This is a genomic window from Anaerococcus obesiensis ph10 (genome assembly GCF_000311745.1).
Taxonomy (GTDB): Bacteria; Bacillota; Clostridia; order Tissierellales; family Peptoniphilaceae; genus Anaerococcus; species Anaerococcus vaginalis.
Genome location: NZ_HE978532.1, coordinates 555,982 through 571,704, shown reverse-complemented (window position 1 = coordinate 571,704; position 15,723 = coordinate 555,982). Strand labels below are relative to the sequence as shown.

Annotated in this window: 16 protein-coding genes, 1 riboswitch and 1 other annotated feature; of the genes, 9 read left to right on the top strand and 7 right to left on the bottom strand. The window is 28.1% G+C overall.

From position 1 onward, the window contains the following. The first annotated feature begins 6 nt into the window (after positions 1-6). The 3 genes from HGAG_RS08750 to HGAG_RS08740 all read left to right on the top strand — a co-directional run bounded on the left by HGAG_RS08750 (position 7) and on the right by HGAG_RS08740 (position 2,645). Positions 7-1,140, top strand: a complete 1,134-nt coding sequence (locus tag HGAG_RS08750) for an SIS domain-containing protein (protein WP_019118788.1) — start codon at positions 7-9, stop codon at positions 1,138-1,140. Positions 1,141-1,155: 15 nt separating this feature from the next. Continuing rightward, positions 1,156-1,869 carry a GntR family transcriptional regulator gene (locus HGAG_RS08745; RefSeq protein WP_019118787.1) on the top strand — a complete coding sequence of 238 codons (714 nt, stop codon included), beginning with the start codon at positions 1,156-1,158 and terminating at the stop codon, positions 1,867-1,869. Between the two features lie 149 nt (positions 1,870-2,018). Beyond that, on the top strand, positions 2,019-2,645 hold the full coding sequence (locus HGAG_RS08740) for a PepSY domain-containing protein (protein WP_019118786.1): 627 nt from the start codon (positions 2,019-2,021) through the stop codon (positions 2,643-2,645). Between the two features lie 435 nt (positions 2,646-3,080). Here HGAG_RS08740 and HGAG_RS08730 read toward each other — a convergent pair whose 3' ends face one another. The 5 genes from HGAG_RS08730 to HGAG_RS08710 form a co-directional block, all read right to left on the bottom strand. Continuing rightward, positions 3,081-3,290, bottom strand: a complete 210-nt coding sequence (locus HGAG_RS08730) for a hypothetical protein (RefSeq protein WP_019118784.1) — start codon at positions 3,288-3,290, stop codon at positions 3,081-3,083. A gap of 9 nt (positions 3,291-3,299) precedes the next feature. Then, the gene (locus HGAG_RS08725; RefSeq protein WP_019118783.1) at positions 3,300-3,848 is read right to left on the bottom strand and encodes a folate family ECF transporter S component; all 549 of its coding nucleotides are present in this window, start codon (positions 3,846-3,848) and stop codon (positions 3,300-3,302) included. Between the two features lie 39 nt (positions 3,849-3,887). Continuing rightward, positions 3,888-3,968: riboswitch (THF riboswitch) on the bottom strand. A gap of 54 nt (positions 3,969-4,022) precedes the next feature. Beyond that, on the bottom strand, positions 4,023-4,964 hold the full coding sequence (locus HGAG_RS08720; protein ID WP_019118782.1) for a 2-keto-3-deoxygluconate permease: 942 nt from the start codon (positions 4,962-4,964) through the stop codon (positions 4,023-4,025). A 64-nt stretch (positions 4,965-5,028) separates the two neighbouring features. Continuing rightward, entirely contained in the window at positions 5,029-5,289 is a 261-nt protein-coding gene (locus HGAG_RS08715; RefSeq protein ID WP_004839526.1) for a prevent-host-death protein, read from the bottom strand. 151 nt (positions 5,290-5,440) lie between these two features. Then, complete coding sequence (locus HGAG_RS08710) at positions 5,441-6,127, bottom strand: GntR family transcriptional regulator (RefSeq protein ID WP_019118781.1); 687 nt, start codon at positions 6,125-6,127, stop codon at positions 5,441-5,443. A gap of 202 nt (positions 6,128-6,329) precedes the next feature. Continuing rightward, positions 6,330-6,516, top strand: a binding site (T-box leader). A 139-nt stretch (positions 6,517-6,655) separates the two neighbouring features. Between HGAG_RS08710 and thrS the strand changes: the two genes are divergently transcribed. The 3 genes from thrS to HGAG_RS08695 all read left to right on the top strand — a co-directional run bounded on the left by thrS (position 6,656) and on the right by HGAG_RS08695 (position 11,315). Continuing rightward, the gene (gene thrS / locus HGAG_RS08705; RefSeq protein ID WP_019118780.1) at positions 6,656-8,581 is read left to right on the top strand and encodes a threonine--tRNA ligase; all 1,926 of its coding nucleotides are present in this window, start codon (positions 6,656-6,658) and stop codon (positions 8,579-8,581) included. Positions 8,582-8,715: 134 nt separating this feature from the next. Beyond that, positions 8,716-9,891, top strand: a complete 1,176-nt coding sequence (locus HGAG_RS08700) for a carboxylate--amine ligase (protein ID WP_019118779.1) — start codon at positions 8,716-8,718, stop codon at positions 9,889-9,891. A gap of 59 nt (positions 9,892-9,950) precedes the next feature. Next, positions 9,951-11,315 carry an MATE family efflux transporter gene (locus HGAG_RS08695; protein WP_019118778.1) on the top strand — a complete coding sequence of 455 codons (1,365 nt, stop codon included), beginning with the start codon at positions 9,951-9,953 and terminating at the stop codon, positions 11,313-11,315. 12 nt (positions 11,316-11,327) lie between these two features. On the opposite strand, the gene HGAG_RS08690 is transcribed toward HGAG_RS08695, so the two are convergent. After that, a complete protein-coding gene (locus HGAG_RS08690; protein WP_019118777.1) occupies positions 11,328-12,179 on the bottom strand; it encodes a hypothetical protein in 852 nt (283 codons plus the stop codon). A 61-nt stretch (positions 12,180-12,240) separates the two neighbouring features. On the opposite strand from HGAG_RS08690, the gene HGAG_RS08685 reads away from it, so the two are divergent. After that, entirely contained in the window at positions 12,241-12,891 is a 651-nt protein-coding gene (locus tag HGAG_RS08685; RefSeq protein WP_019118776.1) for a hypothetical protein, read from the top strand. A 66-nt stretch (positions 12,892-12,957) separates the two neighbouring features. Here HGAG_RS08685 and HGAG_RS08680 read toward each other — a convergent pair whose 3' ends face one another. Next, complete coding sequence (locus HGAG_RS08680; RefSeq protein WP_019118775.1) at positions 12,958-14,232, bottom strand: glucose-6-phosphate isomerase; 1,275 nt, start codon at positions 14,230-14,232, stop codon at positions 12,958-12,960. A gap of 355 nt (positions 14,233-14,587) precedes the next feature. On the opposite strand from HGAG_RS08680, the gene rbr reads away from it, so the two are divergent. Together rbr and HGAG_RS08670 are read left to right on the top strand one after the other, a co-directional pair. Then, positions 14,588-15,181 carry a rubrerythrin gene (rbr, locus tag HGAG_RS08675; protein WP_019118774.1) on the top strand — a complete coding sequence of 198 codons (594 nt, stop codon included), beginning with the start codon at positions 14,588-14,590 and terminating at the stop codon, positions 15,179-15,181. A gap of 271 nt (positions 15,182-15,452) precedes the next feature. Then, the gene (locus tag HGAG_RS08670) at positions 15,453-15,722 is read left to right on the top strand and encodes an ACT domain-containing protein (protein ID WP_004839516.1); all 270 of its coding nucleotides are present in this window, start codon (positions 15,453-15,455) and stop codon (positions 15,720-15,722) included. The last annotated feature ends 1 nt before the right edge of the window (position 15,723 follow it).

The following is a 15,723-nucleotide window of genomic DNA, read 5'->3' as shown; positions in this document are numbered from 1 at the left end:
GGCGTAATGCTTTTAGATGAAAGTAAGTTGGAAGAAAAAGATTTTAAATACACTTACACAGAAATTTTAAATCAAGCAGATACATGGCTTGAAGTTTATAATTTATACGAAAAAAGAAAAAATGATATAGAAAATTTTTTAAAAAAAGTTGGCAAAGATTGTAAGGTTATTTTTACAGGGGCAGGAACAAGTGAATACGTTGGAAACATTGCCCTTGATTATTTGAAAACTCATGGAGAATTTGAATTCGAATCAGTTGCAACAACAGATTTGGTTTCAGCTCCTTACCTACATTTTGAAAAAAATCAAAAAACACTTTTGGTTTCTTTTGCAAGAAGTGGAAATTCCCCAGAATCTCTTGCGGCTGTAAAACTTGGAAAAAAACTTGTGGATGATTTTTATAATTTGCCTATAACTTGTGCAAAAGAAGGAAAACTTGCTCAAGCTTTGAAAGATGATGAAAATTCTTATGTATTTTTGGAACCAGAAATTACAAATGATAAAGGATTTGCTATGACAAATTCATTTTCATCAATGTTGCTTGCGACTTTATTGATTTTTGATACAAAAACAAAAAATAAAAAAGAAATCGTAGAAAAAATTTCAAAACTTGGAAAAGAAATTTATAATAATTTGGAAGAAATTGAAAATTTAGTAAATTTTGATTTTAATAGGGTTGTATATCTTGGATCAGGTCCTTTGGGAAAATTGACAAAAGAAGCAAGATTAAAAATTCTAGAATTAACAGCTGGAGAAGTAGCAACAATTTGGGAATCATCAATGGGATTTAGGCACGGTCCAAAATCATTTGTTGATGAAAATACTCTTGTAATTTCTTTTGTTTCATCAAATCCTTATACAAGATTATATGATTTAGATATTTTAGATGAAATAGCAAATGATAAAATAGCAAAAAAAATAATAGGAATTTCAAATTCAAAATTAGATAGGGATTATGAATTGATATTTGAAGAAGATGGATTAGATGATGTATATCTTTGCCCTGCCTATATAATTATTGGACAAATAATTGCCTTAGTAACCAGCCTTAGAGTAGGAAATACTCCAGACAATCCATCAAGAAAACACACAGTAAACAGGGTTGTAAAGGGCGTTACAATCCACGATTATAAAAATTAAGGAGAATAAAAAATTATGTCAGCTCTTTACTCAAAACTCATAGATGAGTTGATCACAAAAATTTCCTTTATGGAAAAAGGAGACAAGCTCCCATCAGAAAGGCAACTTTGTAAAGACTACAATGTATCAAGAACAACTGTAAGAAATGCGGTTGGCTCTTTGGTAAATTCTGGCATGCTTTATCAAATTCAAGGAAAAGGAACTTTTGTTAGAGAACAAAATAGGCAAAATCTTTCAAATTATTATTCCTTTACCGAACAAACAAAAAGAAATGGCAAAAAGCCAAAATCAATCGTTATAAATTTTGAAATAAAAGAAGCAAATAGCGAGCTAAAAAAATTGTTAAAGTTGGAAAAAGATGACAAGATAATTCAATTTGATAGGCTTAGGCTTGCTGATGACATAGCAATGATGTATGAAACAACAATTATTCCTTATAAGAGATTTTCAAAAATAAATAAACAATTATTATCAAAAAAAGCCCTTTATGATATATTTGATGAATTATTTAATACAAAAATCTACCAAGTTAAGGAAAGTTTTTCAGTATCAAGCGTAGAAAATGAAAAGGCAAAAGCTTTAAATATGAAAAGTCAGAGTCCTTGTTTAAAAATTCAAAGAGAAAGTTTCGATATAGAAAATATAATGATAGAATATACAATTTCTTATGCGAGAGCAGATAAATTTTATTATGAAACATCTTATAATCCCCAATCATTAATTAAGTAGGTCAAAATGACCTGCTTTTTTATTTTGTAAAATATAAATCAATAAAATAGAAAAGCAAATAAATATTATTAAAAAAATATCAAAACTTGTTTAATTTTTTAAAAGCAGTATATTAAGACTGTATAAATTTTAAAATATGGAGGAAAAAAATGAAATTTAATAAAAATTTAAAATATGGAGCATCTGCTCTTGCCCTTGCTCTTTTACTTTCAGCTTGTTCTGGAGAAAATGCAAAAAATGCAAAGGAAGATGCAAAAGATGCTGTAAGCAATACAAAAGCAGCAGTTTCAGAAGAAGTAAATTCAGTTAAAGACAAGGCTGAAGACAAAAAAGATGAGATGACAACAGGAATTGAAGATAAAGAATTTAAAATCTCACTTGATGATGCTGTTAAAAAATTTAAAGAAGAATTTAAGGCAGATGAGATAGAAGTTTCATCACTTGAATTTGATGAAGATAATGGAAAATATGCTTATGATATCAAAGGATTTAATGGAAATGATGAATATGAAGCAAAAATAGATGCTGATAGCGGAGAAATTTTGTCAAAAGAACAAGACAAAGAAGATGATTCTAGTGATAAAAAAGCTATCGATCTTACAAAAATTAAAGATGCAAAAGAAGCTATTAAAAAAGCACTTGAAAACAACAAGGGATTTGTAAAATCCTATGAATTAGATGTAAATGATGAAGGAAAAACAGTTTACGAAATCGACGTTGTTGGCGGAGATGATGTAGAACTTGACGCTGAAACTTTGGATATAATTCAAAAATAATAGGAAATTAAAAAAAATAATTGATTTTAAATTCTTAGCTTGTATAATGAAAGTGTAAAGAAACTAATGTATAAGATGCATTAAAAAAGACAGGAATCGCACTCCTGTCTTTTTTTGTGGCTTAATGTTTTGCTTAATTCTTATCGTCAAGCCATTTGCAAATAAAATCATAGATAAAATTTGCTATAACGCTAAGAATAATTGAAACTAATATATTTTTAAGATGCATAATACTCACCTCCTTTTTAAATTATGGAGATGTTAGCAAAACATCATTTATATTTTATCACAAGAATTATTTAAAAAATAGGAAATTTCAAAATGGATTTTCTAATTTTGACTTGTATAATGAAAATGGAATAGTATTTCAAATGCATTAAAAAAGACAGGAATTGCACTTCCTGTCTTTTTTGCTTTAATATTTTGTGTAAATTTCTATAAACTTAGGAATAATATAAAAAAACTTATTCCTAATATTAATTCAATCAATCCTACTTTTTTTGCATAATTTTCATCTTTTAATCCGTTTTTATAATCTTTTTTAAAGTTATTTATAAAATTATATTTTTTCTTAAAATAAATATTGAATCCAAAAAATATAAAGGCAATTGCCAATATCAAACTTATTATTTTAAATAATTTCATAAATTTCTCCTAGTAAGGAGCATTTTCTGGTTGTGCTCCCAATTTTTTTATCTCTATTCGTAAAATTTTTGCAAGTTTTGGCAAAATTATTAACAAAACTATGGTGTGAAATACGAAATTTATTGCCATCGTCGGAACTCTCATTGCAAATTGTGCCATAAATGGATTGCCAGTAAGTTGGCTAGTCCAAAGGGTATTTAAAAATAAACTGGTTATAAGAGAGTTTAAAATCGTAGCAAATACGATATTTTTTCTTGTGATTTCTTTTCTATAAAAAAAGAAAGTATAGATTAGGGCTGTGGCAATTTTTGTTGTAACAAAGGGCAAATAAAATCCTCCAGCTGTTGGGAAAATTAAATTCGAAATTATATCAATAATTATTGATGCAAAAACAGCAAGTGATGGATTAAAAATCGAGCACATAGCTGACGTTACAATAAAACCTAGTCCAACTTTTTGACTTACTGTAGTTATAGAAAAAAATCTTGAAACTACAATTGATAATGCTATAAAAAATGATAGCAAAATCAAGGTTCTGATGTTCTTTAAATTTTTCATTTTTCCTCCTATTTGGTAGTCTGCCATCATAGGAAATGATGTAGCGGATGCAGGTTAAAATCTTTCGTCTAGAAACAACATCCCATTTTCTAGCACTTAACGCCTTAACCCTACTCTACCTATTTTATTTTTCTATATAATTATATCACTTAAAAATTTAAATAGAAATTATCTTTAATTTTCATTCTCACGCTTAAGTTTATTTGCAAATTTACCCATAATAAAAGGAGTAAAAAAACTTGTAAGTAAAACACCAAGAGCGATTTGAGCCGTTGCAGTTTGAGAAATAGCTGCAAGACTTTGGTCACTATTAGCCAAAATTTCTGGAACAGAAGTTGAAAGACCAGCAATAGATGAAATTCCTATACTTGTTATGCCATTTTCCCTTAAAATTTTTCTTTCATAGAAAAATAATATAGGCAAAGTAAAAATGTAAAATAAAATACTTATAAAAATCCCTTGAAAACTAGCCTTGAAAGCGCTAATTAAATTTATACCAGAACCAAAAGACCAACCCATAAAAGGAGTCAAAATATTAATAGCAGGATAAAAAAATTCAGCCATTTCTCTGTCGAAATTTCCAATAATTATACCAAAAATCAAAGGAATTAAAATCGAAATAAGAGGAGTCCAATCAATTACAGAACTTTTTGAAATTGAAAAAATTAAAATAGGAAAAGCAGGCATACACAAAATTTCTGCAAGAGAAAAAGCTGCAATATCATCCTTATCCCCATAATCATAAGAAAGAGCAAGATATAAAGCAGGATTTAAAGAACAAATACAAGTGATAAAAGCAAGAGCAGAAATTCCAAAAATTCCATCAAGTCCAAAAAATTTAACAAATAAAATTCCAAAAATCAAAGAAATAATGAATTTTAATAAAAGGATAGAGCCTTGTTTTCTAATGATGTTTTTCAAATTTTTCAAATCAAGAGAAGTTGCCGACAAAAAACAAATCAAACCGAGAATATAATTTATCCCCTTTTTTGTAAAAAAAGTCCCAGAAACTGTACCAACATTAAAAAAATTTGGGAAAAAAGTATAAAAAATCGCAGAAATCAACATAGGAATAAGCAAAAGCCCTCCCGGGATTTTTTTCATAAATTTTAACATAAAAACTCCTTTTATCATTATAAAAAAAGAATTTTCCTAAAAATTTAAGAAAATTCTAATTTTTTTAATTATTTTCAATATCAAGTTTTAATTGAATATTGTATTCGTCCTTGATTTTTTCAATTAGTCTTTGAGCAAGATCCTCAATATTTTCATCAGGAAAAATTTCCTCTTTTTTAACTTCCTTGTAAGGAAGGACAATATATTTAATCTTGTTATTTTTCAAAATTACAGCAGAACCTTTTTTGTCAGCAAGCCTTGCAATTTTTGAAAAATTTTTGTTAGCAGTGGATATAGAAACTAAATTGTCGCCATTAATTTTCATACAAGCCTCCTATCCTATTTATAGCCATTTTACAAAAATTAAAACAAAAATAAGAAAAGGCAATATGTAAAATTAAAAATTCAATATTATTTTAAAACATAAATCCAATAAAAATTAAATTATATCAATTAATTAAAATGAAAAAAATAATTTAGAATAGCTCCTCATCTTCATAATTTGAAAAATCAATATCTTCAAGACTTGACATAGTAGTTGCCCAGTTTTTTTCAACAGCCTTTAAAGCCTTATCCAAATCTCTTTTTTTCAAAAATTTTATAATTTCTGCGTGCTCATCAAAACTTGACATCTTGTGGCTATCATCTTCAAAAAAATAAATATCCACCCTAGAAACTTTTCTTTTTAAACCATCAAGCAAAGATTCAATTTCTTTGTTTTGTGCAAGATCAATAATTTCTTTGTGAAAAGCTTGGTCTAATTCTAAAATTTTTATATGATTTTTTTTGTCTTGAACTTTTTTAATATTTTCATTAATATATTCAAGATTTTCTATCATTTCATCATTAATATTTTCAAATCCAAGCTCCAAAGCAAGTTTTTCCAAACTAGAAATTATAGGATAAATATTTAAAGTTTCATCAACATCGATAGGAGCAACCATTGTCCACCTGTTTGCCTTTGACAAAATAAGCCCCTCATCTTCAAGCCTTAAAATAGCCTCTCTAACAGGAGTTCTAGAAATCCCAAGGGCCTCAGACAATTCATTTATACGAATTTTTGATTTAGGTTTTAATTCGCCAGAAATGATTTTTTTTGAAATAAGGTCATAGGCTTCATCTTTTATAAATTTTCTTTTAATTGGAGAAGGTGTAAAATCCATAATAATTCCTTTCTTATTTCTTATAAGTATTATATCACATATTAGAAAATTTTAACAATTTTCTCTAGATTTTTAAATAAAAATTCATAGGCAAGTAAAAATCATTTTGCTTTTATTGAAAAAATCTGAAAACATTTTTAAAAGAATTTAAAAATAAATTTGCAAAAAAATATTTTGCTAGTAACATAGATTTATAAGAAAAAATAGATAGATGATGGGAAGAGTAAGGATTTTACTTTTTTTACAGAGAAAAAGTGTTTGCTGAGAGCTTTTGATTAAGATTATCCCCAAGACCACCCCTGATATTTTCGCTAATACGAAAGGCATGACCTGCCTTAAAACATTAATGAGTATAAATTAAGGTGGAACCACGACACATCGTCCTTTGGGATGGTGTGTCTTTTTTATTTTAAAATTTTAAATTCTATCTTATAAATTTATTTAATGGTTGTGCTTTATTTGAAATTTGTTACTAAATCTTTCTGAAATTTAAGAAAGTGTGGATAAAAATTTTTAAGGAGTGAGAAAATGATAAAAATTAAATTACCTGATGAAAGTGTAAAAGAATATGAAAAAGGTGTAAGTGTTGGAGATGTTACAAAAGATATTTCTGAAGGATTATTCAGATCAGCTTTGGGCGCTGTAGTTAATGGAAAAGTTATGGGCTATGCTGAACCTATTAATGAAGACTCTGATTTTAAGGTTATAAAATTTGAAGACAAAGAAGGAAAAGAAATTTTTTGGCATACAACAAGTCATTTGATGGCTGCTGCTATTAAAGAGATTTGGCCTGATGCAAAATTTGCGATTGGACCTGCAATTGAAAGCGGATTTTATTATGATATAGATCTTGAACACAGATTTGTTCCAGAAGATCTTCCAAAAATCGAAGAAAAAATGAAAGAAATTGCCAAAAAAGATTTGAAAATGGTAAGAAAAGAAATTTCAAGAAATGAAGCTTTGGAATATTTTAAAAAAGAAAATCAAGAATACAAGGTTGAATTAATTGAAGATCTTCCAGAAGATGAAATTATTACTCTTTATGAAATGAGCGATAATGTATTTGTTGACCTTTGCAAGGGACCTCATCTTCTTTCAACAAAATCAATCAAGGCAATCAAATTAAATTCTATAGCTGGTGCTTATTGGAGAGGCGACTCTGATAGAAAAATGCTTCAAAGAATTTATGGTATAAGCTTTGAAAAGAAAAAACAATTAGATGAATATATTGAACTTCAAGAAGAAGCTAAAAGACGTGACCACAGAAAAATTGGTAAGGAAATGAATTTATTTTCTTTCCATGATGAAGCTCCAGGATTCCCATTCTTTAAAGAAAACGGAATGATTTTAAGACATGAGCTTTTAAATTGGTGGACAGATGTTTTGGCTGAAAATGGTTACGGCGAAATTCAAACTCCACTTATAATGAATGAAGAATTGTGGCATAGATCAGGTCACTGGGATCATTACAAGGAAAATATGTATTTTACAAAAATTGACGGAGAAAATTATGCAGTAAAACCAATGAACTGTCCTGGATCAGTTTTAGTTTACGGAGAAGAACCACATTCATACAGAGATCTTCCAATTAGACTTGCAGAATACGGCCAAGTTCACAGACACGAATTATCAGGAGCCCTTCACGGACTTTTCAGAGTAAGAACATTTACTCAAGATGATGCCCACGTTTATTGTTTGCCAAGTCAAGTAAAAGATGAAGTATTTAAAATGATAGACCTTGCTGATCTTTTATATTCAACATTTGGCTTTAAATATAAAATAGAATTATCAACAAGACCAGATGATTTTATGGGAAAAATTGAAGAATGGGATTTTGCAGAAAAAGCCCTAGAAGATGCTTTGATTGAAAGAGGAATTGATTATACAATAAATCCAAAAGACGGAGCATTTTATGGACCAAAAATTGACTTCCACTTGGAAGATGCAGCAAAAAGAACATGGCAATGTGGAACAATCCAACTAGATTTCCAATTACCACAAAACTTTGACCTAACATATATAGACGAAAACGGCGAAAAGAAAAGACCAGTAATGCTTCACAGGGCCCTTCTTGGATCAATTGAAAGATTTATTGGTTCAGTTACAGAACAATTTGCAGGAAGATTTCCACTTTGGATAAATCCAAAACAAGTTGAAATAATTCCAGTATCAGATAAATTTGCAGATTTCGCAGACGATTTGGCTAAAAAAATCAAAAAAGCAGGCTACAGAGTAGAAGTTGACCACAGAAGTGAGGGAGTAGGATATAAAATCAGACAAGCTCAACTTATGAGAACAAACTACATGCTAGTAGTAGGCGAAAATGAAGAAAAATCTGGAAAATTAACAGTAAGAAATAGAGACGGAGAAGAAACAAAAGACGTATCTTTCGAAGAATTTATTGAAAAATTAGATGAAGAAAGAGATAACAAATCTTTAGAGTCAATATTTTAAATAGATATTTTAGAAGATTAGGGTTATAATTTAATCATTGGATTTAAGTCTAATGATGATTATTTCCCTTATTTTCTTTGTATATTGAATAAAATATTTTAAAACTTTATGATTTAGGAGGTTTTTTATTAATAATGGAAAAATTTAATGCTTTAATCTTGGGAACAGATTCCAATTCTTACTCCGTAGCAAGAAGTTTCTATGAGGCTTTTTCAAAAAAAGCTATTGTAGCTGGTAGTGCAGTATTAGTACCTTTTGTCGATTCAAAGATTGCTGATATTAATACAAAAAATAATTTTTCAACAGATGATGATGTTTTTGTAAAACATTTAAATAAGATAGGTAAGAAACACAAGGATGAAAAATTAGTTTTTTTTGTACCAACTGAAGAATATATGTCAATGCTTTTAAAAAACATAGACAGATTAGAATTTGATTTTGAAATTCCTTATCCTAACAAAGAAATGGGAGAAAAACTTATAGAAAAATCAAATTTTTATAAGTTATTAGATAAAAACAATATCATTTATCCAAAAACTCAACTAATAAATAAGGATAATTTGGATCAGTTGGACCTTGATGGCGAGCTTTTTTTAAAAGCTGATGATTATTCACAATTTTTGGATTTAGACCTTAAAAATAAGAAAAAGGGTTATAAAATAAAATCAAAACAAGAGGCAATAGATATTCTAAAGGAAATATTTGAAAAAGGCTACGATCATAATATGATAGTTCAAGAATATATAAATGGAGTAGATGGAAGCGAATATTCCCTCAATGGATATAGGGCTAATGATGGAAAAGTTTCAATGACCTTAGCTAGAAATTTATTATCAGATCATAGAGATATGTGGGTTGGCAATCATCTTGTTCAAATCGACTATCAAGATGAAGAATTTTATGAAATTGCAAAAAAAATAGTTGAAAAAATAGATTATTATGGTTTATTTAACTTTGACTTCAAAAAAGATTCTAAAACAGGAAAAATTTATTGTTTGGAAATGAATGTCAGACAAGGTAGAACTTTCTATTACACAAACCTTTCAGGTGTAAATTTAATAGAGCTTGCTATAAAAGATAAGGTGTTTGGCGAATCCTATGAAAAAAGACCAGACAAAAAATTTATGCTAAAAGCCTTGTCAGATAGCTTTATAATAGAAAATATTAATAAAGACTTGCTTGACGATTTTAACGAAAGATTAAGTTTTTCTCAAAATCCATTAATAAATGATCAAGATGATTCTAGAAAAAGAAGAAAAACAGTAGAAAAAAGTATAATAGGAAGAGAAAAGCAAATCGAAAATGAATAATAAATAGCGGCTTTTGCCGTTATTTTTTCTGTATTTTTTGTTTAAAGAAAGGAGTTTTGATGGCAGAAGTAAAATCAGAAAAACTTGGGAAAATGCCTGAGGGAAAATTGTTGTTTGAAATGAGTCTTCCAATTATAATTTCCATGCTTGTTCAAGCGATTTATAATATTGTCGATTCAATTTTTGTAGCTAGATTATCAGAAAAAGCTCTTACGGCTGTAACAATTTCTTTTCCAATTCAAAATATAATTATAGCCTTTAGTGTTGGCTTATCCATTGGTGTTTCGGCACTTTTGTCTAGGTATTTGGGAATGAAAAATGAAAAAAAGGCAAGTAGCGTTGCGGTTCACGGAATAATTTTGTCAGCACTTATGTCTTTGATTTTTGTTTTTATTGCAATATTTTTTGTTGAACCTTTTATAAAAATGCAAACAAATGATCCTAAAATTATTTCTTATGGTATAGATTATCTTCATATAGTTTGCTCATTATCCTTGGGGGTATTTTTCCAAATATTTTTTGAAAAACTTCTCCAATCAACAGGACTTACAGTTTATACCATGGTTACCCAAGTTATTGGGGCGGTTATAAATATAATTTTAGATCCCATTTTTATCTTTGGACTTTTTGGATTTCCAAGACTTGAAGTAAAAGGTGCTGCCATTGCAACAGTTACTGGACAAATTTTGGGAGCTTTGATAGGACTTTTATTAAATTTAGTAAAAAATAAGGAAGTAAAATTGACTTTCAAAGGCTTTTCAATGTCCCATTTAATTTTTAAAGAAATTTTTTCAATAGGGCTTCCGGCAGCTTTGATGAATGCAATCACATCTTTTGCAACATTTTTTATAAATACAATTCTTGCAGGCTTTGGTCAATCAGCCATAGCTGTTTATGGAGTATTGTTTAAACTACAAAGTTTTGAATTTATGCCGGTTTTGGGAATATCAAACGCTATAGTTCCAATAATTTCTTACAATTTTGGGGCGGGAAACAAAGAGAGAATAAAAAAATCAATAGAATTATCAATCACGTGGGCAACCCTTATGATAATTTTTGGTATGATAATATTTATGGTATTTCCAGAGGCGATTTTAAATTTATTTTCAGCCACAGATAGAATGAAAGAAATAGGAATACCAATGATTAGAATTGTTGCGATTTCATATTTGCCAGTAGGATTTTCCATAGTATGTGCATCAATTTTCCAATCCCTATCAAGTGCAGGCATAGCACTTTTTGAGCCATTTTTAAGACAATTTATAATTTTATTGCCATTGATGTATCTTATTGGAGAAAAAACTGGAGATATTAATAAAATCTGGTATTCATTTATAATAGCAGAATTTTTAGCAGGACTTTATTGTGCATATTTTTTAAGACGTGATTATAAGGAAAAAATTGAAAAAATAAATATAAAATAAGGGCGAATGCCCTTATTTTTTGTTTTTATGGATTCCCAAAAATATATAATCTAAAAAACCTAATCTTATTTGATAAAAAATAAGAGATAGGAAAAATACCACAAGTCCTGTTGCTATTTGTAGGAGTGGACTTGTCAGATTTAGGAAGGAATTTAGGATTATTTTTGTAAAGGGGAATAGGTAGAGTAGTCCGCTCAAAAAATATTTTTCAAAATTCACTTCGTAAATATTTGTTTTTAGTATTAAATAAATTATCAAAACTACTGAAATGTGAAAGCCTATAAAAATTTTATATTTGTCTATGGCAAGGATTTCTATAAAAAATATCAATAGGGTTATTATATAAAGGTACTTATTTACTTCTTTTGCTGGAAGAATTCTTGCAAAGGAGAAATAAATAAAAATATAAAATAAGTATTTTTGATATTTTTCGATAGTTTGTAAATATTTTGTGTTATATATAAGCAAAAATAAAATTAGACTTATTATTCCAACTGCCATGGAAAAATAAGAGCCAAATATTTTGGTTGAGCATCTTTCTATGATATATAAGAGAAAAATTCCTAGTAAAATTTTGTAATTTTTATTAATTATAGTCAAAAAATTTTTTCTTACTACATTTATGTTGTAAATATCTACTTTATCTAATAAAATAAGTATAAGGCTTAGTGTCAAAAGCGGAATAAAAAAATAAAAAACTTTTTTATCCTTTTGATTTGAAAAGATTACTGAAAAATATGCGCAAATATACAAAAAATATATTTGTGTAAAGGTTATTTTATTTGTAAATAAGGGTAAGTATATTGTAATTAAGGTAAAAATAATTGCTATAAGATCTGCTATTATTATTTTTTGTTTTTTCATAGTATCACCACTATGATTATATAATAATATCAGCTTAAAAGAAAATTATTTAGGGGAAATTATGACAAGGAAAAAAAGAAGTGAGGCTTTTTTGGAAAAAAGCCAGCCAAACAGACAAAACACAAATAAATACAATAATAAAAAAATCCAAGATAAGAGGCGAAATAGAAGAAAAAGAAAACAAAGAGATAGCTTAATAAAGCTCTTACTTGTTTTTATAATTTTAATGATACCATTGTTTTTATACCAAAAATTTATAAATACACCACAAAGGACTATAAATAAGGCTGTTGCCTCAATCAAGAATTTGGATTATGAAAAACAAGAAAAATATTTTGATAAGATTACCAATGTAGAGGACATTTTGAAAAAATCTTATTCATCTGATAAGAAAGAACAAGAAGAATTTTTGAAGGCAAACTTTGCCAATTTAAAAGTCGATGTAAAGGGCAAAAAAAGGACAAAAGATGGATTGGAAGTTGAGGTTGATGTAACAAATATTTCCTATGTCGATGTATATGATAATTTAAAAAACAAAGACACAAATGTTCATGCAACATATATAAAAAAATTGTCCAATGACAATCAAGATAAATTAACGATAAGGGCAAAACTACTTCTAGAAAAAAAATTTACCTACTACAAAATATACGAATCTAGAGATTTTGTAAATGGAATTTTGGGTGGGGCATTGAAATATTCTGATAAATAATAATATAAAAAGCTGTAGATTACTACAGCTTTTTTTGTAAAACACATTATAAAATTTTTAAATTTTTTAATATCCTGGTTTTCCTAATAATTTGAACATTTGAGATTTATATTCTTCAACTCCTGGTTGATTAAATGGATTTACTCCTAGCATATATCCACTTACTCCAACAACTATTTCAAAGAAATAAAATAATTCTCCCAAACTTTCAGCTGAAACATCATCAATTGTCAATAAAATATTTGGAACATTTCCCTTAACGTGGGCAATTATTGTCCCTTCCATTGCTTTTTCATTTACAAAAGACATTTTTTTGCCAGCAAGATAATTTAGATCATCAAGATTTTCTTCATCTTCCATAATAGTAAGGTCCTTATTGGCACTTTCAACTTTCAAAACAGTTTCAAATAAATTTCTCTTGCCTTCTTGAATCATTTGACCTACAGAGTGAAGGTCGGTTGTATTATTTACAGAAACAGGGAAAATTCCCTTTCCATCTTTTCCTTCACTTTCAGCAAATAATTGCTTCCACCATTCAGAAACATATTTTAATTTTGGCTCATAATTTACCAAAACTTCAAGGTCTTTGCCATCTTCATTTAACATATTTCTAATAGCCGCATATTGGATAGCCTTATTTTCTTCAAAAGAATCTACAGTATAATTTTCAATCCCTTTTTTAAATCCAGCGACAAATTTATCAATGTCAATTCCGGCAACACACAAAGGCAAAAGACCAACCGCAGAAATTACAGAAAATCTTCCACCAATATCATCAGGAACTACAAAAGTTTCATAGCCTTCCTTGTTAGCCAAATCCTTCAAAGCACCTTTTTGCCTATCAGTTGTAACAAATATCCTTTCCCTAGCCTCTTCTTTTCCATATTTTTCTTCCAAAAGCTCCTTAACAAATCTAAAGGCAATAGCAGGTTCAGTAGTAGTACCTGATTTTGAAATTACATTAATAGAAAATTCTTTTTCCTTTAGATAATCAAGAAGTTCATGCAAATATTCCCCAGAAATTTGATGACCTGCATAAATCAATTCAGTCTTATCATTTTTAGGAAAATATCCTTTCATAGCATAGTCAACAGCCTTAGTGCCAAGATAAGATCCGCCTATTCCAATAGTTACCAAACAATCAGAATTATTTTGGATTTTTTTGCTAGCTTTTTTAATTCTTTCATATTCTTCCATATCTAGGTTATTTGGCCTATCAATCCAACCCAAAAAGTCATTTCCTTCTCCGTCTTTGTTCATTAAAGAAGAAAAAGCATCAAGACTTTTTTCCTTATAAGAATTGAGATTTGATAAGTCGACATTATTAAAATCAATTTTCATTACAAATCCTCCTTTGGATAAATTATACCCAAAAAGGAATAATATGGGAAATTTATTTTAGAAATTTAGATAAGTAAACAAGTAAAATTTTAAAAGAAAATTAAAAAACTAAAACTTATCTCTAATTGTTTACTTACTCAATAAATTTCATGAATCTATTACAAAAATACTTGAAAAATTAAACAAATAAAATCTAAAAAATAGGAGAAAACATTTCTAAATTGATAATGATAATAAAAATCACTATTTAGAATGATTAAAACTTTAGAATCATTCTTGACAAATTTAAATAAAAAGATATACTATAATTGTAAAGACGAAACGGTAAAAAAATACGTAGAAAGGAAGTACATATATGCCAGAATTAAAAGGAACAAAAACAGCTAGCAATTTAATTACATCATTTGCAGGTGAATCTCAAGCAACAATGAGATACACAATCGCAGCTAAAATTGCTAAAAAAGAAGGATATGTTCAAATCAAAGAAATTTTTGAAGAAACAGCAAGAAACGAACAAGAACACGCTAAAGTATTCTATAAATATTTGAAAGAAGAATTTAAATTAGACGCAATCGAATTAAATCCAGAATATACAGCATTCCCAGTTGTATATCATGATACATTAACAAATCTTGAAGGTGCAATCGGCGGAGAAAATGAAGAAGCTGAAGATATGTATCCAAAATTTGCAGAAGTTGCAAGAGAAGAAGGATTTGAAGAAATCGCAAGAAGCTGGGAACAAATCGCAAAAGTTGAAGCAGCTCACAGAGATAGATACCAAAAATTACATGATAATATAGAAAATGGAAAAGTATTTGAAAAAGAAGAAACAGTTAAATGGAAATGTTTAAACTGTGGATATATCTACGAAGGCAAAAAAGCTCCAAAACTTTGTCCAGCTTGTAAACATCCACAAGACTTCTTTGAAGTTGCAAACTTTAACTATTAATAAGTAAAAATCAAACACGAAAATATAAAAAAACAAAAATTAGAATCTTTCAAAAAAAGTCCTGCATAAAGCAGGATTTTTTTTGTCCAAAATTATCTTATTTTAAATTTTGTTTAGATAAATTTTTAAAAATTTAAAAGTGCAAATTAAAATTTCTTATACTTTATTTTTAGTCCTTATTTTTTTGAAATTATTTTCAAAAATTATAAATAAATTTCAATATTTTCGCTAATGTGCTAAAATATTTGTAAGAAAATAAAAGGAGATTTTTATGAAAGCAATTTTAACCATAATTGGAAACGACAAACCTGGGATAGTGTATAGGGTAAGCGAATTACTTTATAAATATAATATGAATATTTTAGATTTTAACCAAACTATAATGGAGAAAAATTTTGTGGGAATCATTAATGTTGATTTGACTAATGCCAATGAATCTTTTGAAAAAATAAAGGATGATTTGACAAAATTGGGCGAAGAAATTGGTCTTGAACTAAGACTTCAAAACGAAGACCTTTTTGATAAGATGGCAAGGATTTAAT

Bases quoted from the DNA above. Each gene is read 5' to 3' on its own strand.
- HGAG_RS08720 (WP_019118782.1), bottom strand. From the start codon at position 4,964: ATGTTAAAATTTATGAAAAAAATCCCGGGAGGGCTTTTGCTTATTCCT.
- HGAG_RS08695 (WP_019118778.1), top strand. From the start codon at position 9,951: ATGGCAGAAGTAAAATCAGAAAAACTTGGGAAAATGCCTGAGGGAAAA.
- HGAG_RS08710 (WP_019118781.1), bottom strand. From the start codon at position 6,127: ATGGATTTTACACCTTCTCCAATTAAAAGAAAATTTATAAAAGATGAA.
- thrS (WP_019118780.1), top strand. From the start codon at position 6,656: ATGATAAAAATTAAATTACCTGATGAAAGTGTAAAAGAATATGAAAAA.
- HGAG_RS08740 (WP_019118786.1), top strand. From the start codon at position 2,019: ATGAAATTTAATAAAAATTTAAAATATGGAGCATCTGCTCTTGCCCTT.
- HGAG_RS08690 (WP_019118777.1), bottom strand. From the start codon at position 12,179: ATGAAAAAACAAAAAATAATAATAGCAGATCTTATAGCAATTATTTTT.
- HGAG_RS08730 (WP_019118784.1), bottom strand. From the start codon at position 3,290: ATGAAATTATTTAAAATAATAAGTTTGATATTGGCAATTGCCTTTATA.
- HGAG_RS08685 (WP_019118776.1), top strand. From the start codon at position 12,241: ATGACAAGGAAAAAAAGAAGTGAGGCTTTTTTGGAAAAAAGCCAGCCA.
- HGAG_RS08745 (WP_019118787.1), top strand. From the start codon at position 1,156: ATGTCAGCTCTTTACTCAAAACTCATAGATGAGTTGATCACAAAAATT.
- HGAG_RS08750 (WP_019118788.1), top strand. From the start codon at position 7: ATGCTTTTAGATGAAAGTAAGTTGGAAGAAAAAGATTTTAAATACACT.
- HGAG_RS08680 (WP_019118775.1), bottom strand. From the start codon at position 14,232: ATGAAAATTGATTTTAATAATGTCGACTTATCAAATCTCAATTCTTAT.
- HGAG_RS08670 (WP_004839516.1), top strand. From the start codon at position 15,453: ATGAAAGCAATTTTAACCATAATTGGAAACGACAAACCTGGGATAGTG.
- HGAG_RS08715 (WP_004839526.1), bottom strand. From the start codon at position 5,289: ATGAAAATTAATGGCGACAATTTAGTTTCTATATCCACTGCTAACAAA.
- rbr (WP_019118774.1), top strand. From the start codon at position 14,588: ATGCCAGAATTAAAAGGAACAAAAACAGCTAGCAATTTAATTACATCA.
- HGAG_RS08700 (WP_019118779.1), top strand. From the start codon at position 8,716: ATGGAAAAATTTAATGCTTTAATCTTGGGAACAGATTCCAATTCTTAC.
- HGAG_RS08725 (WP_019118783.1), bottom strand. From the start codon at position 3,848: ATGAAAAATTTAAAGAACATCAGAACCTTGATTTTGCTATCATTTTTT.